We start from the raw sequence: 21,427 nt of genomic DNA, 5'->3' as shown, positions 1-21,427 counted from the left end.
CCAGCGGCGCAGAAGTCTCATCGCGGCTCTCCGAACGTCAGGCGGCTCACCCATTTGGTGTTCATGACCCCGGGGGCGGCAGGCACGATGACGCGCGCCGGATAACCGTGGTCCGGTGACAGGACCTCACCGTTGACGCCCAGCGCCAGCAGTGAACGCGGGTCGCGCACCTGGTTGTCCCTGAGCGCCACGGTCCGGAACGGCCCGCTGCGCTGGATGGACTCCACCAGCACCCCCGGCGGCCCGTCCGGGAAACCCGCGAGCGCGGCGAGGTCGCGCAGACGGACTCCTCGCCACCACTGATCGGATGTCGACCAGCCCTCCACACAGGCGATGGGCAGCGCCGCGCTGTGCTGTCCCATGGCCAGCAGCTGGGAGCGCGACAGCCGGACCTCCCCGGCCGGTCCGATGACGACGAGCCGCCAGAGGTCCCCCGTGTCGGCCGGACCGACGCCCACCTTCGCGGCGGTCTTGTTGATCTGGAAGCCGTTCGGCCCCGGCCCCGGTTCGGCGCCCCCGCGAGGAGTCAGCAAGGCGGTCCGGCGCAGTCCGCCGTCGAAGCTCCGGCCGGCCGAGGTGACAAGGAGGAGCAGTGACCCCGCTCCCACGACGGCCAGAGCACCACGACGGGAGACGGTCGGTGCCGCGGGGCGCGGTGCGGCCAGTTCGTCGTGCTCCGAAGCGGGCAGGCCGTGGCGCAGGACACGCAGCGCCCGGGGGAGCTTCAGACAGGCATGGGCGAGGAACGCGGCGAAGAACACCCACGCCCCGTAGAAGTGCAACGGATAGAAGGACCCGGGGAACAGATACTCCAACTGGATGTTGAGGAGGCCCGTGACGAACTCGAAGAGTGCCCCGCCGACGAGCAGCAGCAGCGAGAGCCGCTCCAGGGCATGGCCGGCCGACCGGGCCGGCGGCAGGGCGAAGAGCTTCGGTACCACCGACCACAGCTTTGCCAGCAGGACGGGCACGAGCACGATGCCGAGGGTGACGTGAATCCCCTGGGTCAGCCGGTACAGCCAATGGGGACCCGTTGGCCAGTCGAACAGGTAGAAGCCGAGCCACCCCTTGGCCGGCGTCTTGTCGTTCACGGCCGCGAGATCCGGGTTGTAGGCCGCGTACGACAGAAGTCCGGTCACGAACAGCAGGGTGATGCCGCCGAGGAGCACCAGACCGAGTACGGCCGTGAAGCGGACCCCACGCACGGGGCTGCGCCAGAAGGCCGGCCGGGTGGGGAAGGGAAAAGGAGGACCGGGCATGTGTGCACCGGTCCGCTGAGGTCTGTGGCCCATGGGCCCGACGTTATGCCGGGGCGCCGCTCGAAGGGTGGTTACGACTCCTGACGAAAGTCTGACGTCCGGTCCGCCGGCCGGATCGCTCTCCGCAGGATCTGACGGTTGTGTGACACGACGGCGTCGCACCGCCGTCCGAGGCCCGCTGATGCGTAGCGTGCCTGCGTGACGACCGAGGAACGCAGCCACCGCACCCGCACGCCCGAACCCACCGCCTCCGCCCGTTCCGATGATCCGGCCGGCCGCCGGCGGGACCTGAAAGCCGCCGCGGCGGGGGTTCTGCTGGTGGCCGTGGCCATAGTGGCCGGATGGGTGATCCAGGCGGGCGACGGCAGCCTGCAGGTCCACTGGCCGCCGCTCCTGGCCTCGTGGGACCCGCACTTCGGCCCCGGGACCCCACTCGCCGCGGCGGTGGCGGTGACGGTCGTCGCGTACGGCCCACGCTGCGCCGCCAGGCTCCCGTGGAGGGGGCTGCTTCTCACCTGTTGGGCCGGTTCCGTGGGCTGGATCCTCGGGCTCGCCCTCATCGAGGGCTGGTACCGGGGCATCGAGCGCCGGCTGACCACCAAGCACGAATACCTGCGGGTGATCGACCGGTTCGACGACATCGGCGCCGCCCTGCGCGGATTCACCGACCACATCGTGATCGGTTCCCCTGACAACTGGCCCGCCCACGTCGCCGGGCACCCGCCGGGCGCCACCCTCACCTTCGTCGGCCTGGACCGTGCCGGACTCGGGGGCGGCGGCTGGGCCGGCATGTGGTGCATCGTCCTCGGCGGCTCCGCCGCGGTGGCCGTCATGGTGGCGCTGCGCGCCCTGACGGGCGAACACCTCGCCCGGCGCGCGGCTCCGTTCCTCGTCCTGGCTCCCTTCGCCGTCTGGACCGGCACCTCGGCTGACGGCTACTTCGCCGCCGTCGCGGCGTGGTCCGTGGCGCTGCTGGCCCTGGCGGCGACCCGCACGGCCCGGCACCCGTCGGCCGCGGCGCTGGGCTCCGGCCTGCTGTTCGGGCTGACCTGCTACCTCAGCTACGGGTTGACGCTCGTAGTGGCCCTGATGGCAGCCGTCCTCGTCCAGGCCCGTACAGCACGCCCGCTCGGTCCGCTCGCCCTCGGCGCGCTGGTCGCACCTGTGGCCTTCACCCTGGCGGGCTTCAACTGGTGGGAGGCCTACCATCTGCTGGTCGAGCGCTACTACCAGGGCGCGGGAGGGACACGCCCCTACTCCTACTGGGTCTGGGCCAATCTCGCCTGCACCACGCTGGCCGCGGGACTCGCCACCGTCGCGGGTCTGCGCCGGGCGGTGGCGTCCGCCCCCGCCGCCCTACGCGGACTGCGTTCCGGTACGGAGACCGCTGCTCAGCGGCTTGCGATCCTTACGCTGGCCGCGCTCCTGGCGCTCGCCGTCGCGGACCTGTCCGGGATGAGCAAGGCGGAGACGGAACGCATCTGGCAGCCCTTCGTCGTCTGGCTGATGCCCGCTGCCGCTCTTCTGCCGGACGTCGGCCGCCGGGGCTGGCTGGCCGCCCAAGCGGCGGTGGCCCTGCTGGTCAACCACCTGCTGTGGACAGGGTGGTGAGCGACAGGCCCGGACAAGCGCTGAGGGACCCAGGTCATCCTCGCCGAGCCACCGTGCGACCGGCACTCGCCGAAGGTCCCCGACCCTCTCAGCCGGCAGCCGGCCGTCGCCCGCCATGGCGGCTCCCAGCGGCGCCGGGCAGCTTCACCGGTACCACCAGCCTGCGCTCGTGGCGGGACCGGAGCAGTCGGCGCACGAGGCTGACGAGCTGCTCCACCCGGGGCCCGGCGAGCTCCGGTGCCATGCCCGGTGCCGGGGCGGGCACCAGTTCCACCAGGTGGCGGGCCACCTCCCTGGCCGCCGCGGGCTGCGCAGGCATCCGGGGCACCAAGGCGAGGGGCCCGGGCATCTGCTCTCCGGGGTCTGAGTAACGAACTCGTGGAACCGCGGGGCCCGGAGCACGGTCCACGGCACCTGTCCGCCCCTCACGACCTCCTCCTGACGGAGTTCGCCCTGCTAGTAGCCGTGACCGACCCGGTCGACGCCGACGACCGAAAGAGCCACATGATGGCGCACCCGGCACGTGCACCCGATTCCAGCAGACTGCGGCTGACCGAGCCGAGCAACGAGACCGCTCCGGCGCGACTGAGGGTCGTCCTGTCGCTCACGGCGATGACCACCTCCACGCCGGGGAGCGCCGCGTCGAGTCCCGTGCCCGATGCGAGGTCCACGCCGCGCGACCGGTTCGTGCCCCGTCGCTGTGAGTTCCCCGACGACCAGTCGGCCGACCGCGGCGGTCCCGCCCGCAACTGCCACCCGCATGCTCTGCTCCTTCGTTCCCGTCCTGCGGTTCACGCGGCCCGGGAACGCCGTCCCCGGCCGTGCCTCCCTTCTCCACGACGGGAGCAGCCGTCGCGGATGTGCCACCGCCGGAGCGCGCCCTCAGCCGCGCACGCAGAACTCGCGGTCGCCGAGCCACTGGCCGAACCAGTCGCCCAGCGGAACGTCGATGCACCATCCGGGCTCGTTCGTGCCCGGAGCAGGTGCCGTCGGTGAGGGCTCGGGCGCCGGCGGTGTCCCGCCCGGGTCGACAGCGGGCGCCGAGGGGCCGGTGGCGTCCGGCAGCCCGCTCAGCATCTCGCGGAACACCTGGGAGGACGCGGGGTTGTCCGCGCACTGCCACACTCCGTGCGGGCAGTAGTCCGTGATCGTCTGGTACACCGGCCGGTGCCGATCGATCCACTCCAGCATGCGGCGCATGTACTCGGGGTTGTCGCCGTTACGGAACAGCCCCCACTCCGGGAACGAGATCGGCTTGCCGTGCTCGGCCGCGAAGTCGACCTGCTTCTGGAGTCCGTACGGCTCGTTGACCTGCTCGTCGAAGGTCCGCGCCGGAGGCTGGTCGTAGGAGTCCATGCCGATGATGTCCACGACGTCGTCGCCCGGATAGCACTCGGTCCAGGGCACGGCGTCCCGCCCCCTGCTCGGGGCGAAGTCGAAGCGGAACTCCTGGCCGGGCACGGACCGCATCGCGGTGACGATGCGATTCCAGTACGCCTTCCACGCGACGGGATCGGGGCCGCACCGGTGTGTGTACGTCGTCCCGTTCATCTCCCAGCCGAGGACGATCACCGTGTCCGGGACGCCCAGCAGGACCAGGCGCTCGGCCAGTCTCCGGAAGTGCTCGTCGAACTGTCCCTGGGCGCCGGCCCGCAGCAGGCCGCGCACCTCGTCGTCGGGGACGTGCTCCTCGTTCCTCTCCAGCATGGGCGTGTTGAGCACGAACATCCGGTCGTCGTCCGCCTTCCGCCACGCCGCCCACGAGGCGAGGAAGCCGGGACGGCCCTCGATGTTCTCCCACAGGTCGCCCGGCAGATAGCTGTGCCCGACACGGAGCTCCGTACCGCCGAGCCAGCGTGACAGCTCCTCCATCCGCTGCACGCCCTCCGGCCCGTAGTCCAGATAGGCGCCGATCGCGGTCGCCCTTGCCGGCTCCGGTTCCCCCTGGGCGGCTCCCTTGCCGGCCTGGGTGTCCGCGCCGTCGCGATCGGCGAGGAACGCGCCTCCGACGAGGAGACAGAGCGCGGTCGCCCCGATGCCGAAATTCATGAGACGGCGCTGTACGGGCACGGCTCCTCCTTGGATTGCGGCCTGTCCGGCCCTGTCGACCCTAAGGAGAAATATTCAACAACGGGCTGCGGTGCTGCCCTTGAATAGACCATTCGTGACACGCGCGGATTCAGTGCGGACCGTTCGGGTGACGCATTTCGAAGGTGAAAGGAAGAGAGCGCACCCGGTTGTCGAAATTCGAGTCGACCAGACCCGGTTCGTCCGACGTCCGGACACCTCCCAGTCGTGTGAGCATTTCACGGAAGAGAGCTTTCATCTCCAGCTTCGCCAGATGCGCCCCCAGACAGTGGTGCGGGCCCCCGCCGCCGTATCCGAGGTGCGGATTGGGGGACCGGGTGATGTCGAAGGCGTCGGGGTCGTCGAAGACGGACGCGTCCCGGTTCGCGGACGCGTAGAGGAGTACGACCTTTTCCCCCGGCACGAAGGTGGTGCCGCCGAGCGTGCATCCGGCAGCCACCGTCCTGCGGAACTGGATGATCGGCGTCGAGTGGCGGACGATCTCGTCGACCGCGCCGTCGGCGTAGCGGTCGAAGTCGGACTCAAGGAGGGCCCGCTGGTCCGGATGCGCGGTCAGCAGGGCCATACCGTGGGCGATCGCGTTACGGGTGGTCTCCACACCGGCCACGAGCAGCAGCGAGAAGAACGCGCCGAGCTGACGGGAGGACAGGGCCTGTCCGCCGACGTCCGCGCGGACGAGCGCCGAGATGACGTCGTCGGCCGGGACGCGACGCCGCTCACGGGCGATGCCCGCCATCTCCAGCTGCATGCGGGCCAGCGAGCGCAGCCCGCGCCCCGGGACCCGCAGCCGGGCGCGGCCACGTCGCTGGACACCGACGTACTCCGAGGCGTGGTCGATGCGCGCGGCGATGCCGGCCCGATGGCGCGGGGGAACGCCCATCAGGTCGCAGATGACCTCGAACGGCATCCGGGACGGCGCCGAGCGCATGAAGTCACCCGGACCCTCGGTGATCACCTCGTCCACCAGCCGCCGGGCGACGGCGCCGATGTTCTCCTCCGCGGCGGCGAGCAGCCTCGGCGTGAAGGCGCGGGAAATGGTCCTGCGCAGCCCCGCGTGCTCGGCGCCGTCCATGTTGACCATGGAATTGCCGAACACCGCCTTGGCCCAGGGCGCCGGTTCGGGGAAGGTGACACCGGGGGCGCTCGCGAAGACCTGCGGCTGCCTGCTGGCCGCCTTCACGTCCGCGTGCTTCACCAAGGCGTGGAAGGGGGTCCGCGACCCCGTACGAGGCGTGAAGCGGACCGGGGCGTCGAGCTCCCTCAGCCGTGCGAACGCGGACAGCCGCTCGGCCCGTGGCAGCCGCCAGAACGCCGGATCGGCGAGGTCGGCGTCGGTCTTCCCCCGCACACGGTTCTCGGGCACCTGGGCCGGCGCTTCCATCCACAACCTCCGGTAGTTCGGGAGACCATGCTGGCCCGGCGGGAGGCAGTCGGCGGCCGACACGACCGGACAGGCCGGACAATTCCCACGGCCGCGTGATGTCCTGCGGATGAGAACCGTTCGTCCCCGGTCTCGTTGCCCACTCGAGCGAGAGACCTCGCAGGAACGCACGAGAGGGAGGCACACCCACCATGAATCCGACCACCGGCACGCGCGGGGCTCCGGCCTACGCCCCGTCGCGGGCCCGCCGCGCGGTGCTGCGCACCGCCTTCACCGCAGCTGTGATCGCCTGCACGGGCGGTGCGCTCGCTCCGGTCCTCATCGGAGGGCCGGAAGGCGCGGGCCGGACGCAGGAGCGCGACGCCGTGGGGCCCGAGCGGTTCTCCGAGCTCTACAAGGGCCGTGAGATCCGGGGGACGGCCGTGACCGTCGTACCGGCCGGCGCACAGTCGTACGCCGGTGAGGCAGCCGCGGCGCCCGGCATCGACGTCAGCATCGACGGGAGGGCGCTGCACGTGATGAGGCGTGCCGACGGGAGCTATCTCAGCGCCGTCAACCACTACGAGTCGTACCCGACACTCGTCGAGACGGCTCGGGCCGCCGTCGACGAGCTGGGCACCGCCCAGTTGCCCGACGTCTCCCCGCACGCCATCTGAGCCCTGAGGACGGAGCACGGGTGTACAGCCGCAAGAATCAGCGCGACCTCACGCGCACAGAGAAGAAACGCCTGGTCGACGCGATCCTCGAGCTCAAACGCTCGGGACGCTACGACGACTTCGTCACCCTGCACCGGCAGTACTACGTCACCGACACCGAAAGCAGACCACGGCCCGCCCACATGACCCCGTCCTTCTTCCCCTGGCACCGCAGATACCTGCTGGAGTTCGAGGAGGCGCTGAGGGCCGTCGACTCCAGGGTGTCGATTCCCTACTGGGACTGGACGCGGGACGGCACGGCGGGTGCCTCCCTCTGGGCGGAGGACTTCCTCGGCGGCAACGGCCGGCCGGGCGACCGGCAGGTCATGACCGGGCCGTTCGCCTACCGGCGGGGGAACTGGCGTATCCGTGCAGGAGTCACCGACGACCCCTTCCTGCGGCGCAACTTCGGCCGGCCCTCCGCGCCCGTCACCCTGCCCGGAGCGGCGGAGGTGGACCGCGCGCTGAGAGATCCGGTGTACGACACCGCGCCCTGGAACAGCGTCAGCACCACCGGCTTCCGGAACAGGATCGAGGGCTGGGGCATCAGAGGGGGCCGCGGTGTGGCCAACCACAACCGGGTGCACCGCTGGATCGGCGGGTCCATGGCCGGCGCGGCGTCGCCCGACGACCCGGTCTTCTGGCTGCACCACGCCTTCATCGACCTGCTCTGGACCCGCTGGCAGAAGGCGCATCCGCGCTCCCGCTACCTGCCGGCCCGTGCGCTGCCCGCCGGCGACCCGCAGCGGGATCGGATCTTCGCGTCCGACCGGCTGATGCCGCCGTGGGACGTGGCGCCGTCGCAGCTCATGGACCACACCAGGTTCTACCGGTACGTCTGAGGGGTGCCGGCGTCCCCGGAAAGGGGCCGGGCCTCCGCCCTCCGCCCGGGTGCGGAGTGCGGAGGCCCGACGGTGCCTCAGGCGGATCAGTGGCCGTAGCCGTATCCGCTCTTGGTCTCGTGGCTGTCCGACACGTTCGCGCAGGTGTTGCCGAACGCCGGGTTCAGCAGGGCGATCACGTTCACCGTGTTGCCGCACACGTTGACCGGGATGTGGACGGGCACCTGGACGGCGTTGCCCGAAAGGACACCGGGGGAGTGCGCGGCGACTGCCTCCGCACCGGCGTCGGCGGTGGCCATGCCGGCACCGCCGGCGATCAGGGCACCGGTACCCGCCATGACGGCGGCCGCCTTCGAGATACGCGACATCAGTTCTCCTTGAGAGGGTCGAGACCGGCTGCCGAGCTTGCGGCCGGTATGCCCTGACAACGCGGAGATCGACAGACGGTAACGGATCAGCTCAAAACTAATCATCCCTCCTCAACTCAGGCCCAAGGCCGCAAGCCCGGCGGCCGGAAGCCCGCTCAGCCTGCCGCGCCAGTCCCGCGCGGAGGGAAAGCGGGACTTCACCGTCTCAGCCGCACGCTCCCGCACGGCCAGCTGCGTCTCACGCAGCCGCAGCATCGGCTCCAGCGAGGAACGGGCCAGCAGCAGGCGCTGATTGACGACCGGCACGGGCCCCCAGTGGTTCTTGTACTGTTCCGAGCCGCGCAGCAGACTCAGCACACCGCGATCCAGGCCGTCGGCCTCCCGCGCGATCTCACGCAGCAGCATCGAGGAGACATCCACCTTCCTCTCCCGGAGCCGGGGATCGGCGCCGTAGAGGTAGCCCCCGGTCAGCCGCGCGGACCGGAACGACAGGTCGGCGGCCACCACCTCCCCGTCGAGCAGGAACTCCCTGACCGACGCCTCCCCGTCACGGACCATCCGACGGGCGGAGCGCACCAGGTGCGCGCAGAAACGCGGCCGCAGGTGCTCCGGGTTCACGCCCCTGCCGGCCCACTGGAGTTCGTGCAGCCGCAGCAGGGTGCCGATCGCGCCCGCCACCCGGTGGACCGGCGCCGTGCGGCACTCGATGCCCAGCGCGTCCACCCTGCGGAGCTTGGCCCGGGCCCGCTGGGCACGCGAACCGGCCATCCGTCCGATGAGGGCGTCGATCGGCTCGGCGGGCAGTTCCATGCAGGTCGAGTCCGTGCGGCTGCTCCGGGCCCCGGACCATTCCTCGAACAGCAGGTGTGCCGAGGCGTCGGGCCGTACCTCCCGCAGGTCCACGACCGTGTGCGCGGCTGCCCGCTGGAGGCCCTGTCCCAGAGCGGTGACCGCCGCCAGGGTGTCGTCCCCGTCCACCAGGATGTCGAAGAAGTCGGAGATCGCCCCGCCCATCGGCACGAGCAGCGGCATGGGGCGGTGCGCGAGCATCAGCGGCGCCGCGCCGATCAGACGTCCGTCCCGGCGCGCCAGCAGGACCCGGAGCCGGCCGGGCGTCCCGTAGGAGAGCCACCACGAGTGGAGCCACGCGTGGCTCTGGAACGGTGTGGCGGTGGGGCAGCTGCGGTGCAGCGCGCCCCATTCCGCTGCGAGGTCCGCGAAGTCCGGCAGGTCGCGGCAGAGGGTGACGGTGAGCCGCCCGCGACGGTACGAGTTCAACGCACGAGCTCCCGTTCGTCGGAGGCGCCGCCCTGTGCGGGGCCCGGTACCTGGACCGTGACGCCCCGGCGTTCGGCGCGGGGGCGGACGAGCAGGACCAGCCCGCCGACCAGCCCGCCCGCTCCGGCGCCCACCGCTGTGCCGAGCGGCACGGAGGGGGACACCGGATCGACGGGCGGCACCGCGTGCGAGAACTTGATCAGTTTCACGCCGGTCTCCTTCGCCACATGCCCGCTGCTGACGACCACGGCCTCGGTCACCGCGTTGGCGATGTCCGCGGCACGGTCCCGGTCGGCCGACACACCGGTGACCGCGATCATGGGAGAGTCGGGGGAGGTCTCGGACCGCACATGCGCGCGCAGTTCACGCACGGGCTCCCCGGCCGCCCCCTTGGCGTAGGTGAGGGTGGCGTCACTTGTGGCCAGGCGGCCGTACGACTGCGCGTACCCCAGGGCCGCGGCCGGATCGACGTCCTTGCCGGCGGTGACCATGGCGTAGCTGGTGGCCGCGTACTCGGGCCGGGCGAGCATTCCGTACGAGAGTCCGCAGGCCGCTCCGAGAAGGACGCAGGCGGGCAGGGGCCACCAGTCGGGCCGTGCGAACGCTGGGCGCAGCCTGCGGAGCCGTCGGAGGACGGCCGGCTGCTGCTCGGGCGAGTCGGTCATGGGTGCGCTCTCTCGGTCGTGGGGAGTGGGATGGTTCCGATGGCCTGTGCGTAGACGTCCATGAGGCGCCGGCTGCAGAGTTCGATGTCGTAGCGGTCCACGGCGGGAGGCCGCGGCAGCCTGCCGGGGCCGTTCTTCATGCGGTGCCGCAGCGCGGCTGTCAGCTCCCGCGCGGGATCGGCGGTGCCGGAGGCCTGTCCGATACGTGTGGTGCCCGGCACCCGGCCCGCCGGGAGGTCCTCGACTGCGGGGCAGGCCGCGTGGACCACGGGCAGTCCGGCGGCCAGGGCCTCGACGACGGCAAGACCGAAGGATTCCTCGCGGGACGCCGAGACGAAGGTGTCGACGGCGCTGAGCACCGCCGGGATGCCGGGAGCGGTGTCCGATGTGCCGCACTCGCCGAGGAACCTGACACGGCCTGCCACACCGAGACGGGAGGCGAGAGCACGCAGCGATCCGGCCTCCGGCCCGTCCCCGGCCAGGACGAGCCAGGCGGCCGGAAGGGCGGCCACGGCGCGGATCAGCAGGTCGAAGCGCTTGCCGGGTACCAGCCTGCCCACACCCCCCACCGCGAAGGCCGCGTCCGGGAGCCGCAACAGGGCCCGCGTGGCGCGCCGTTGCTCGCTGTCGAAGCGGAAGGCCGCCAGATCGACACCGTTGGGCACGGTATGGATCCGGGCGGCCGGCACACCCCAGTCGCGCAGTCTGCGCGCGACGGTGTCGGAGACGGCGACGGTCGCCGCCCCGAGCCGCTCGGTGCGCAGGTAGAGCTCCCGTGTGCCACGGGTGAGCGGCCGTCCCTCGATCTCCGCGCGCCCCAGCGAGTGCTCCGTCGCCACCACCGTGGTCCCGGCGAGGCGCGCCGCGATCCGGCCGTAGACACAGGCCCGGTACAGGTGCGTGTGCACGAGGTCGTACGAGCCGCGCCGGATGAGGCGGGCGAGCCGGGGCACGGCGCCGAGGTCCCGGTTGCTCCTCATCCCCAGATCCCGGACCCGGACGCCGTCGGCCCGCAGCCCGTCGGCGACCGCTCCGGGGTTGGTGAGCGTCACGACGTCGCAGCGCACCGGCAGATGGCGCAGCAGCAGCCGCAGCTGCTGCTCCGCGCCGCCGATGCCGAGGCCGGTGATGACGTGCAGCGCCTTCACCCGGCATCACCCGTGGCCGTCGTGCCGGCGGAGCGGTGCCGCAGCCTGTGACGTAGCTCCTTGGCCCTCAGCCGGACACCTCGGTCGGCGTGGCTGACATGCGTGCGGGGAAGAGCGAAAGGTCCTGACAGGGAACCGGGAGCGAGGGCGCACCCGTAGGCGTATCCCGCCTCCCGCACGGACTCGGCCACCCTCCGGTCGGCCGTGCCGTACGGATAGCAGAAGCCGGACGGCGTCTGCTGGACGATGCGGTGGAGAGCTTCCCGGCTGCCGTGCGTCTCCTGGCGCAGTTCGTCGTCGGAGAGCGCAGTCAGGTCCCGGTGGAGCATCCCGTGCGAGCCGACCTCCATTCCCGCCGCCGCGACCGTACGGATTCCCTCCTCCGTCAGCAGCGGTCGGCGCGGGCCGAGCGGATCCCAGGCATTGGAGCCACCGGGGCGGCCCGGCAGGACGAACACCGTGGCGGTGCAGCCGTGTGCGAGCAGCACCGGGAGTGCCTCGTCGAGGAAATCGGCGTAGCCGTCGTCGAACGTGAGCCCGACCAGCCCGCGCTTCCCGGCGGCCCGAGCGCTCAGCAGTGCCGCCATGCCCACACCGGTCAGTCCACGGCGCCGCAGCCACGTCAGCTGCTCGTCGAGGCGGTCGGCGGAGACGGTGATGCCGTACGGATCGTCCGTGGGATCGCTCACCGAGTGATAGGTCAGGATCCACGGCCGGGACCGGAACGGGGACGTAAGGGCACGGGGTGCCGAGGTGTCAGCGGCCATGCGGGAACCTCTGTCGGATGAGTGCCAGCAGATGGACGGCTTCCGGGGCTCGGAGTGCGAGCCCTGTGAGGACGAATGCCGTGGGTACGAGAAGACAGCCGGCCGCCAGGCCCGCCGCAGGTCCGTGCACCAGGTCCGTGGCGAGCCGTCCCGCCGCCGCGGCGACCGCCGCCGCGGCGGCCGGCCGGGCGAGGGAGAGGGCGACGGCCCCGGCCCGCACTGCAACAGCCCGCGAGCCCAGCCCCAGAAGCATCAGGACTGCGGCCGTGCTGATGCCGACGGCGTTGGCGGCCGCGATGCCGTCGACGCCGAACGGGCCGGTCAGCAGCAGTCCGGCAGCAGCGGTGACCAGAAGCCCCGCGCCCATCGCGCAGAGCGGGTACCAGGTGGGCCGGCCGGCTGAGAAGAACGGTCTGCACAGGGCGCCGACCAGGGTGTGGCCGAGCAGACCGAGGGCGTAGACCCTCATGACGCCGGCCGTGGCCGCGGTGTCCGCGGCGTCGAAGGCGCCGCGCTGGAACAGGACTTCGACGATCGTGGACGCACAGCCGAGCACCATCGCCGCTCCCAGCAGCACCACCGTCCCGGCCAGGGCGAGGTCACGTTCGACCCGTCGCCGGGCACCCTCCCGGTCCCCGGCGGCCATGGCCCGGGCGACCACAGGGAAGGTCACCGTGCAGATCATCATGGACAGCACCATCGGCAGCTGCGCGACCTTCTGCGCGTAGTTGAGGTGCGAGATGGCCCCGTCCGGCAGGGACGAAGCGAGGAACCGCTCGACGAAGACCTGCGACTGACGGCTCACCACGAACAGGACGACCGGCGCCAGGACCGCCGCGCCGAGAAGCGCGGAACCCCGCTCCCGCGTCACCCGCTCACCGCCCCGGCCGGGCATCAGGCGCAGGAACGTGGGCAGCAGCGTGAGGATCATCAGCAGGCTGCCGGCGGCGACCCCCGCGGCCGCGGCGCGCACCCCCCACACGGAGTGCAGTGCCAGCGTCATGCCGATGATGCCGATGTTGTACGCGATGTAGACACCGGCCGGTGCCAGGAACCTGCCGTGCGCCCGCAACGCCGCGCTGAAATAGCCGGTGATCCCGAAGGTGAGCACCGTCACGGCCGTCAGCCGGGTGCAGTCCACCGCGAGCCGGGGATCGTCCAGTCCGGGTGCCAGGACACCGACCGCCCACGGGGCGCCCCAGACCAGCAGTCCGCCCGTACACGCCAGTGCGGCGGACAGCCGGGGGAGCGTGTCGGCCACCAGGGCGCGGACCGGATCCCGAGCGTGGCCGCCGGAGGCGCGCCTGGTCAGTGCCAGACTGAACGCCGGCACGAGCAGCAGCGCCATGCCGTCCTCGATCAGCAGCGTGGCGGCCATCTCCGGAACCGTCCAGGCGATCAGGAAGGCGTCGCTGGCATGACTGGCGCCGAAGAGCCGGGCGATGGCCTGGTCCCGGACGAGCCCCAGCAGCGCGGCGATCACCGTCAGCCCCGCGGCCCCGCCCGCCGCCCGGGCCAGGAAGCGCCCGGGTCCTGCCGGGGCGGCGGGCGTGGCCGGCGGGGTGACCGTCTCCTCCGCGGCCGGACCCGTCGCGGTCCCGCTCACGCGGCGGTCGCCCTCTCGGGCTCGGCCAGCGCCCACCACGCGGCAAGACCGAGGACGATCCCGGTCAGGACCGTGGAGGGTCCGCCGATGTCCGCGTAGAGGAAGTCGACCGTCTGCCAGGTCATCAGCCCGACGGCGGCGAGGCCGCAGTCCACGGCCGCGTCCCCCCGCGCCCGTGCGAGTACCAGTCTGCGCACCCCGCCCACCAGGAGTGCCGCCCAGGAACCCACGAGCGCGGTGAAGCCGATGAGCCCCTGTTCGCTGAGCACCAGCAGATACATGTTGTGGGGGGAGAGCAGAGGCTGTCTGCGGAACTCCTGGCCCGCCCCCGCCGTGTCACTGCCGGCGGACAGCCCGATCGAGGCATGCCCGTCCCGGTGGGCAGGGAAGCCCTTGAGGCCCACGCCGGTCGCGGGCCGCTCGCGCCACATGCCCGCGGCGGCCGCCCACATGGTGTAGCGGTCGTTGACCGACCGGTCCGGCGCGCTGGTCACCTCGGTGATGCTGGTGAGGCGCTGCGAGATCATCTCGGACCCGACACCGAATCCACCGACCAGGACGATTCCGGCGGCGCCCAGCAACGCCAGTGCGCGGACGGCCTTCCGGAGTCCGGCCAGCGCGATCACGGCAAGGGCCCCCGCCGCCGTCGCGATCCACGCCCCCCGGCTGAAGGACAGCGTGAGCGGGACGACCAGCAGAGCGGCCGTCACGGGAGCCCCCGCCCTGAGCCGACGGGGTGTCCCGGCGGGGGCGTGGAGCGCGTACGCGGCGGCGGCCACCAGGCCGTAGCCGACGACCGTGGCCATGCCCATCACATCGCTCGGGCCGAACGTGCCGACGGCCCGGACGTCCTCCCCCATGTAGGAGGCGCCCGAGCCGGTGACGTACTGGTGGACCCCCGTCGCGCCCTGGACCGCCGCGAGCAGGACGAGCGCGCCCGTGACGGCCCGGAACCCCCGGGCGTCCCTGACCAGGAGAAGGACGGCGGCGGGCACCAGGACGAAGATCTGCAGGTACCGCACGAACCCCGGCAGCGCCGCCACCGGGTCCGCGGCGGTGACCGTGGCCAGGGCGATGCCCACGGCAGGAAGCCCCAGCACCACCGCCGCAGCCGGGGTGAGCGGCCGCCGCCGCAGGAACAGCAGGCTGCCCGCGCACACGAGGACGGCCACACCCGACAGCAGATCGGCTGCCGTCATGCCGGACCCGCTCCCGGTCGCCGTGCCGTCGGCCGGTACGGCCACGAGCACGACCGTCGCGATCAGTGGCAGCAGGAGCCACCGGTCGCCGCGCCGGGGACGGGGCGCCTTCTCCCGGGCGGCCGGCACGGCAGGGGCAGCGGTCACGGTGAGGGTCACGGTTCAGCTGCCTCCGAGCCGGAACACCGAGCCGGCGGTGCGCGCCAGCACGCACATGTCCTGCCACAGTGACCAGGTCTCGATGTAGCGGTTGTCGAAGCGGGCCCGGTCCTCGATCGAGGTGTCGCCGCGAAGGCCGTGCACCTGAGCGAGTCCGGTGATCCCGACCGGCATCCGGTGCCGGGTCCGGTAGCCGGGATGCACGCGGCTGAACTGCTTGACGAAGTAAGGGCGTTCGGGGCGAGGGCCGACCAGGCTCATGTCCCCGCGCACGACGTTCCACAGCTGCGGAAGCTCGTCGAGCGACGTCCTGCGCAGCATCCTGCCGACACCGCTCATGCGCCGGTCCGCCGACACGTTCCACCGGGTGGCCGACTCGTGGGCGTCGGCCGGGCGCAGGGTGCGGAACTTGAGCAGGACGAACGGCCTTCCGTACCTGCCGATCCGCTCCTGCCGGAAGACGACCCCGGGGCCGTCACACACGCGCACGGCGAGTGCGCAGGCGGCCATCACCGGGGACGCCACCACCAGGGCGACCGTGGCCAGGACGGCGTCCATGGCCCGCTTCGCCCCGTGCGCCACCGGACGGTGCGGTCCGGCGTGCAGCGAGTGGGCCGCGAAACCCCACACATGGTCCGGACGGGGCCCGGTCCGACGCCGCGCGACCGTCTCCTGATCGGTGATCAGCCACACCCGGCAGCGGTGCCGTGTGAACAGCGCGAAGAGTTCCGGCCCGTCGGCCACGGCCTCCGGCGGGACGGTGAAGACGGCGTGCCGTACGGAGTTCTGTACGACCGCCCGGCCGGCGTCCTGTACCGACGCGAGGACGGGAAGCGGCGCCTGGCCGGCAGGCGCGTCCGTACCGGTGCCGGAGCCCACCACCCGGCCCACCGGCCGCATCCCGTACCGCGTGTGCTCCTGCAGCACGGCGACGACCCGGTCGGCGACCGGACCGCCGCCGACCACCAGGGTGGACTGCGGGCTGCGTCCGGCCGACCAGAGCCGGGCCCGGTGCACGAAGGCACGGGCGCCGCAGCTCACCACGGTCTGGACGCCGGCGGCGCAGCCGAGTGCCAGCCACCCGGCGGCGTGGCGCGGGTCGTACGCGGACACCGCCTCGGCGATGACGTACCACTGCACCGCGGCCAGCCCGGCCAGCGCGGGGAGTTCCGCCAGGGCCGACGGGGAGAGACCGATCCGGTAGAGGCCCCGGCAGGCGTTCAGGAGCAACTGGACGGTGACCTGCAGGAGGACGGCCACCGGAGGCCACGGGCCGGGGGCGGCCAGGGCCACGGCCAGGCCGAGCGAGAGTGTGTCGGAGACCATGAGCGCCACCGGCGCCCGCCGTCGGGCGGACCCTCCCGCTGCCCGTGGGACCGGAGCGCCCGCCCTGACACCGCGGGGCGGGAGGATCGTGGAAGCCGCACGCCGTACGGCAGTTGCCTGGGCGGCTCTGGGGACACGTGCACTATCCGTCGTCATCGCTCGGTGCGCTTCCTCGTCGTGGGGCGGGACTGGCCGACAAGTTCCTGATAGAGGCGCAGGACCGCTCCGGCCGTCTTCGTCACGTCGAAGAGCGACCGGGTTCGGCTCTGCGCCGTACGGCCCAGTTCCGCCCGCAGCGCCGGGTCGTCCAGCAGTGTGGTCAGCGCCGCCGCAAGGGCTGCGGGGTCCTCCGGCGGCACGAGGCAGTGGGGCAGGTGTCCGGGCGGCAGGCTTTCCCTGGCGCCGTTGACGTCCGTCAGCAGGACGGGCGTGCCGCAGGCCATGGCTTCGAGGGGGGCCAGCGCCATCCCCTCCCAGCGTGAGGGGAGAACCAGGAGATCCGCCGCCTGGATCCACGGCCGCACGTCCGGGCTGGAGCCGATGAACAGCACACCGGGAGGCGCGTTGCGCCGCAGCTCGTCCCCGTACGGCCCGTCACCCACCAGGACCAGCCGCGCACCGCCGACCTCTGCCGCCCGCCAGGCCCGCAGCAGTACGTCCTGGCCCTTCTGCCGGCTCAGGCGGCCGACGCACACGACGACCGGTACGTCGGCCGGGATCACCTCGGGCAGCGGAAGCGAAGCCCGCACCGACGCGGCGGAGTCCTCGCGGGCAGGCGGGAAGCGGTTCAGGTCGACACCGTTGTGGATCACCGACCAGTGCGCTGTGATGCCCGCGCGCTGTCCGGCCAGGCGCTCGGACTCACTGACGCAGAGGATGCGGTCGCTCCACCGGGCCCCGAGCCGCTCCCACGCCGTGGCCAGTCCGGCAGCCCGGCCCTCCAGGGCCTCGAACGACCAGGCATGCGGCTGGAACACCGTCGGGACCCGCCCGCGAACTGCCAGGCGCCCCGCGAGCCCCGCCTTGGCGCTGTGGGCATGGATCACATCGGGGCGGCAGGCCCGGATCAGGCGCCCGGCCGTGAGGACCTCGCGGCCCAGCCGGTTACCGGGGGCACGATCCGCCGGCCACGCGCACACCCGGGCGCCGGCGGTGGACGCGCCGGCCGCGAGCGGGCCGTCCGGAGGGCATGCCACGACGGCTCGCAGCCCCGCCCGGACCTGTGCCGCGACAAGGTCGGTCACGACCCGCGCGACGCCTCCCTCCACCGGCTGGACCAGGTGAAGGACCGTCAGTCGTTCCTCGTCGGTGCAACTCTTCTGCAGCATTGCACGGCTCTCTTTCACATGCCCCCGAAGAGCCGGTTCGGAAAACACCGGCGGCAAAGGAATATGGCGGCGGAGATCGAGTGGGTGAAACCGAAATGCACTGTGGCAGACCGCGTGTGGGAAAACACGCATGACTCGCGCATGTGTCCACTTGGATTGACTCAGGAAGGTCGGCAACGAGTGGTCAAACGAATTCTGCGGCGTGTCAGGCGGCAATGGCTGCATAGCTTCGGGGCGGTGTCGCATGATGGCTGTGCTGTACGTCTCTGTTCCCGTCCCGAGGGCCCCGGACGGGAATGGCGGTAATGCGTGGCATTTCGCGCCGAGTTGAGCGGACGAATTCAGGTTACCCGTGTCCCGGCAGTCCGTGGCGGCATTCTCCGCCCCCGCTGTCCCTCATCGCGCTTTCCGCGTGAACCGGCCAACCATGCCGGAACGGGCCCGTGATCCTCCGTGCGCCGGATGTACTGCTGGTCGGGCCGCGTGCCCCAGGAGTGCGGCCGAAGAGGCAGTATCGGATACAACTCGTGATGATCGTCCGCCAGGCGGCGGTCCGCGAACAGCCGATGAGGACAGAGGAGAAGCGATGGTTCACGAACGGGCCGGTCAGCCGGCGCAGCCCGGAGATCTGGTGGACGTGGCACGGCTGGTGACGGCCTATTACACGGTCCGTCCCGACCCGGCCGAGCCCGGCCAGCGCGTGGCCTTCGGAACCTCGGGGCACCGCGGATCGGCCTTCGCGGCTGCGTTCAACGACGACCACATCGCGGCCACCACCCAGGCCATCTGCGACTACCGCGAGCGACAGGGCACCGACGGGCCGCTGTTCCTCGGCGCCGACACCCACGCGCTGTCCGAACCCGCCCGGATCACGGCCGTGGAAGTACTGGCAGCCAACGGCGCCACCGTCCTTATCGACAGCGACGACGGCTACACCCCCACCCCCGCCGTGTCGCACGCGATCCTCACGTACAACCGGGACCGTACCGGCGGCCTCGCCGACGGCATCGTCGTCACCCCCTCGCACAACCCGCCCGCCGACGGGGGGTTCAAGTACAACCCCCCGCACGGCGGGCCGGCCGGTTCGGACGCCACCTCATGGATTCAGGACCGGGCCAACGCGTTGATCGAGGGAGGTCTGAAGGAAGTCCGGCGGATGCCCTACGCCCGGGCACTCGCCGCCGACACCACCGGACGGCACGACTTCCTGACCGGCTATGCCGACGACCTTCCCGCAGTCCTCGATCTGGACGCCGTTCGCGATGCCGGGATCCGGATCGGGGCGGACCCCCTCGGTGGAGCCTCGGTCGCCTACTGGGGGCGCATCGCCGAGCGCCACCGGCTCGACCTCACGGTGGTCAATCCGCTCGCCGACCCCACCTGGCGTTTCATGACGCTGGACTGGGACGGGAAGATCCGGATGGACTGTTCGTCGCCGTACGCCATGGCGTCCCTGATCGAGCGGCGCGACGCGTACACCATCGCCACCGGCAACGACGCCGACGCCGACCGGCACGGCATCGTCACGCCCGACGGTGGTCTGATGAACCCCAACCACTACCTGGCCGTCGCCATCCGGTACCTCTACTCCCACCGTGAGGGCTGGCCCGCCGGCACCGGAATCGGCAAGACCCTGGTCTCTTCCTCCATGATCGACCGGGTCGCCTCGGACCTCGGACGGCAACTGGTCGAAGTCCCGGTGGGCTTCAAGTGGTTCGTCGACGGACTGTTCGGCGGCACTCTGGGATTCGGCGGCGAGGAGTCCGCCGGAGCGTCCTTCCTGCGGCGCGACGGCCGGGTGTGGACGACCGACAAGGACGGCATCCTGCTTGCCCTGCTCGCCTCGGAGATCACGGCCGTCACCGGATCCACCCCGTCCCAGCACTACCGGGAACTCGCCGCCCGGTTCGGCGATCCCGCCTACGCCCGGGTCGACGCCCCGGCGACCCGGGAGCAGAAGGCGGTGCTGGCCAGGCTCTCCCCGGAGCAGGTCACCGCGAACACCTTGGCCGGAGAACCCATCACCGCCGTGCTCACCGAGGCGCCCGGTAACGGTGCCGCGATCGGCGGACTCAAGGTCTGCACCGAGAGCGCGTGGTTCGCGGCCCGCCCCTCGGGCACGGAGGACGTCTACAAGGTGTACGCGGAGAGCTTCCAGGGGGCCGGACACCTGGCCCAGGTCCAGGACGAGGCCCGCGCCCTGGTCTCCGACGCACTGGGCGCACAGAGCTGAGCGTCCGGGCGGGCGTGACCGGCTCCCCGGCACGCCCGCCCTCCGCCTTCCGGGAAACGGGACCGGGACCTGGACCGGCTGGCAGCGCCCGGATCCGTCCGGGGCAGTCGGAGCCGACGGCAGGTGCCGACGCGGCCGAGCTGCCACGGTCACACGTCAGGGACGGTCCGCCGGACCTGCTGGAGGAAGGCGGCGTTGTCGGGTGTCCTGCGGATCCGGTCCAGCAGCCCTTCGAGCGTGGCCTGGGAGTCCCTGGAGCGCAGGGCGCGCCTCAGCCCCCGTACGGCGGCCAGTTCCGCCGCCGGCAGCAGGAGTTCCTCGCGGCGTGTACCGGAGGGTGTGATGTCGACCGCCGGGAAGACCCGGCGGTCGGCCAGTGCCCGGTCGAGGCGGAGCTCCATGTTGCCGGTGCTCTTGAGTTCCTCGAAGAAGTAGTCGTCGGCGCGGGAGCCCGTGTCCACCAGCACGGTTGCCAGGATGGTCAGCGAACCGCCCTCCTCGGCGAGCCGGGCCGCCCCGAACAGCTTCTTGGGGCCGATGAGCGCCGCCGCGTCCACGCCGCCGCTCAGAGTACGGCCGCCGGCTCGCGCGTTGTTGTTGTGGGCGCGGCACAGCCGGGTGAGGGAGTCGAGGAGGATCACTACGTCCCGGCCCTGCTCGACCAGGCGCTTGGCACGTTCCACGGCGAGGTCCGCGAGCGCGATGTGCTCCTCGGCGGGCCGGTCGAACGTGGAGGCATACACCTCGCCCCGTACGGAACGGCGCATGTCCGTGACCTCTTCGGGACGTTCGTCCAGGAGCACCACCATCAGATGGCACTCGGGATGACTGACGGCGACCGACGCGGCGATCTGCTGCAGCAGTACGGTCTTTCCGGTCTTCGGCGGTGCGACGATCAGTCCGCGCTGGCCCTTGCCGACCGGTGCGATCAGGTCGATGACGCGCGGGGCCGGCCCACCGTCCGGCCTCTCCAGGCGCAGCCGCTCCCGGGGGTGCAGCGGGGTGAGGTCGCGGAAGTGCGGACGGCCCCGGAGCTCGTGCGCCGCACGGCCGTTGACGGTCTCGACGCGGGACAGGGCGCGCGGACCCTCGCAGGTCCCTTCGACCACATCGCCCCTGCGCAGGCCGTACCTACGGATCAGTGCGGGCGGCACCCGGATGTCGTGGGGGGAGCAATGGCCCCCGTCGGCCCGCAGCACACCGTGCCCGGCGTCCGTCGTGTCGAGGACACCGACTGACGTGTCGAGGACACCGCCTGAGGGGACGGGCTGATTCTGCCGGGCTACGGGGCGTTCGAGTGTGCTGGTCATGGCGGTCCTTTCGCGGACATGGCGAGTGAGGGGTCCGGCGAGGGCAGGGCGGCGGAATCACGCCTCGTGCTACGGGCCGAAAAGCCCGGGCCGGAACGAAGAGATGGTGCGAGAAGCTGGATCGCCGGCCGTCGGAGGGCGGGCACAACAGCGGAGGAAAAGCA

18 protein-coding genes are annotated in these 21,427 nt (G+C 71.9%); 4 read left to right on the top strand and 14 right to left on the bottom strand.

Going from position 1 to position 21,427, the window contains the following annotated elements; all coding sequences use genetic code 11:
- Positions 1–17: 17 nt before the first annotated feature.
- Complete coding sequence (locus HED23_RS17875; protein WP_238442288.1) at positions 18–1,259, bottom strand: molybdopterin-dependent oxidoreductase; 1,242 nt, start codon at positions 1,257–1,259, stop codon at positions 18–20.
- Between the two features lie 198 nt (positions 1,260–1,457).
- Here HED23_RS17875 and HED23_RS17870 point away from each other — a divergent pair, with 198 nt between their 5' ends.
- The gene (locus HED23_RS17870; RefSeq protein WP_203184393.1) at positions 1,458–2,870 is read left to right on the top strand and encodes a hypothetical protein; all 1,413 of its coding nucleotides are present in this window, start codon (positions 1,458–1,460) and stop codon (positions 2,868–2,870) included.
- An 88-nt stretch (positions 2,871–2,958) separates the two neighbouring features.
- Here the strand turns inward: HED23_RS17870 and HED23_RS17865 are convergent, their stop codons facing one another.
- From HED23_RS17865 to HED23_RS17855, 3 genes are all read right to left on the bottom strand, one after another.
- Positions 2,959–3,189, bottom strand: coding sequence for a hypothetical protein (locus HED23_RS17865; RefSeq protein WP_203184392.1), 231 nt, complete (start codon positions 3,187–3,189; stop codon positions 2,959–2,961).
- 563 nt (positions 3,190–3,752) lie between these two features.
- On the bottom strand, positions 3,753–4,940 hold the full coding sequence (locus tag HED23_RS17860) for a glycoside hydrolase family 26 protein (RefSeq protein WP_203184391.1): 1,188 nt from the start codon (positions 4,938–4,940) through the stop codon (positions 3,753–3,755).
- A 109-nt stretch (positions 4,941–5,049) separates the two neighbouring features.
- On the bottom strand, positions 5,050–6,339 hold the full coding sequence (locus HED23_RS17855; RefSeq protein WP_203184390.1) for a cytochrome P450: 1,290 nt from the start codon (positions 6,337–6,339) through the stop codon (positions 5,050–5,052).
- A gap of 191 nt (positions 6,340–6,530) precedes the next feature.
- Between HED23_RS17855 and HED23_RS17850 the strand changes: the two genes are divergently transcribed.
- Both HED23_RS17850 and HED23_RS17845 read left to right on the top strand, forming a co-directional pair.
- Complete coding sequence (locus tag HED23_RS17850) at positions 6,531–6,995, top strand: tyrosinase family oxidase copper chaperone (protein ID WP_203184389.1); 465 nt, start codon at positions 6,531–6,533, stop codon at positions 6,993–6,995.
- 20 nt (positions 6,996–7,015) lie between these two features.
- Positions 7,016–7,876 carry a tyrosinase family protein gene (locus HED23_RS17845; RefSeq protein ID WP_203184388.1) on the top strand — a complete coding sequence of 287 codons (861 nt, stop codon included), beginning with the start codon at positions 7,016–7,018 and terminating at the stop codon, positions 7,874–7,876.
- An 86-nt stretch (positions 7,877–7,962) separates the two neighbouring features.
- Here the strand turns inward: HED23_RS17845 and HED23_RS17840 are convergent, their stop codons facing one another.
- The 9 genes from HED23_RS17840 to HED23_RS17800 all read right to left on the bottom strand — a co-directional run bounded on the left by HED23_RS17840 (position 7,963) and on the right by HED23_RS17800 (position 17,720).
- Entirely contained in the window at positions 7,963–8,244 is a 282-nt protein-coding gene (locus HED23_RS17840) for a chaplin (RefSeq protein WP_203184387.1), read from the bottom strand.
- 111 nt (positions 8,245–8,355) lie between these two features.
- A complete protein-coding gene (locus tag HED23_RS17835) occupies positions 8,356–9,522 on the bottom strand; it encodes a GNAT family N-acetyltransferase (RefSeq protein ID WP_203184386.1) in 1,167 nt (388 codons plus the stop codon).
- Positions 9,519–10,187: a lipopolysaccharide biosynthesis protein gene (locus tag HED23_RS17830; RefSeq protein ID WP_203184385.1), complete on the bottom strand. Its 669-nt coding sequence runs from the start codon at positions 10,185–10,187 to the stop codon at positions 9,519–9,521. Before HED23_RS17830 ends, HED23_RS17835 begins: the two co-directional genes overlap by 4 nt.
- The gene (locus HED23_RS17825; RefSeq protein ID WP_203184384.1) at positions 10,184–11,335 is read right to left on the bottom strand and encodes a glycosyltransferase; all 1,152 of its coding nucleotides are present in this window, start codon (positions 11,333–11,335) and stop codon (positions 10,184–10,186) included. The genes HED23_RS17830 and HED23_RS17825 overlap by 4 nt, the downstream gene beginning before the upstream one ends.
- Positions 11,332–12,102 carry a polysaccharide deacetylase family protein gene (locus tag HED23_RS17820; protein WP_203184383.1) on the bottom strand — a complete coding sequence of 257 codons (771 nt, stop codon included), beginning with the start codon at positions 12,100–12,102 and terminating at the stop codon, positions 11,332–11,334. The genes HED23_RS17825 and HED23_RS17820 overlap by 4 nt, the downstream gene beginning before the upstream one ends.
- Positions 12,092–13,708 (bottom strand): lipid II flippase MurJ, encoded by a 1,617-nt coding sequence (locus HED23_RS17815; RefSeq protein ID WP_398084025.1) that lies wholly within the window; start codon positions 13,706–13,708, stop codon positions 12,092–12,094. Before HED23_RS17815 ends, HED23_RS17820 begins: the two co-directional genes overlap by 11 nt.
- Positions 13,705–15,066, bottom strand: coding sequence for an O-antigen ligase family protein (locus tag HED23_RS17810; RefSeq protein WP_203184382.1), 1,362 nt, complete (start codon positions 15,064–15,066; stop codon positions 13,705–13,707). The genes HED23_RS17815 and HED23_RS17810 overlap by 4 nt, the downstream gene beginning before the upstream one ends.
- Positions 15,067–15,069: 3 nt before the next feature.
- Positions 15,070–16,548: a sugar transferase gene (locus HED23_RS17805; protein WP_203184381.1), complete on the bottom strand. Its 1,479-nt coding sequence runs from the start codon at positions 16,546–16,548 to the stop codon at positions 15,070–15,072.
- The gene (locus tag HED23_RS17800; protein ID WP_203184380.1) at positions 16,545–17,720 is read right to left on the bottom strand and encodes a glycosyltransferase family 4 protein; all 1,176 of its coding nucleotides are present in this window, start codon (positions 17,718–17,720) and stop codon (positions 16,545–16,547) included. The genes HED23_RS17805 and HED23_RS17800 overlap by 4 nt, the downstream gene beginning before the upstream one ends.
- Before the next feature lie 586 nt (positions 17,721–18,306).
- On the opposite strand from HED23_RS17800, the gene pgm reads away from it, so the two are divergent.
- Positions 18,307–19,953: a phosphoglucomutase (alpha-D-glucose-1,6-bisphosphate-dependent) gene (gene pgm / locus HED23_RS17795; RefSeq protein WP_203184379.1), complete on the top strand. Its 1,647-nt coding sequence runs from the start codon at positions 18,307–18,309 to the stop codon at positions 19,951–19,953.
- A gap of 149 nt (positions 19,954–20,102) precedes the next feature.
- On the opposite strand, the gene rho is transcribed toward pgm, so the two are convergent.
- Positions 20,103–21,263 (bottom strand): transcription termination factor Rho, encoded by a 1,161-nt coding sequence (gene rho / locus HED23_RS17790; protein ID WP_203184378.1) that lies wholly within the window; start codon positions 21,261–21,263, stop codon positions 20,103–20,105.
- Positions 21,264–21,427: the final 164 nt, after the last annotated feature.

Source organism: Streptomyces pratensis, assembly GCF_016804005.1.
Lineage (GTDB): Bacteria > Actinomycetota > Actinomycetes > Streptomycetales > Streptomycetaceae > Streptomyces > Streptomyces pratensis_A.
Note: the sequence above shows the minus strand (reverse complement) of the source record. Positions and strands in the feature narration are given on the sequence as shown.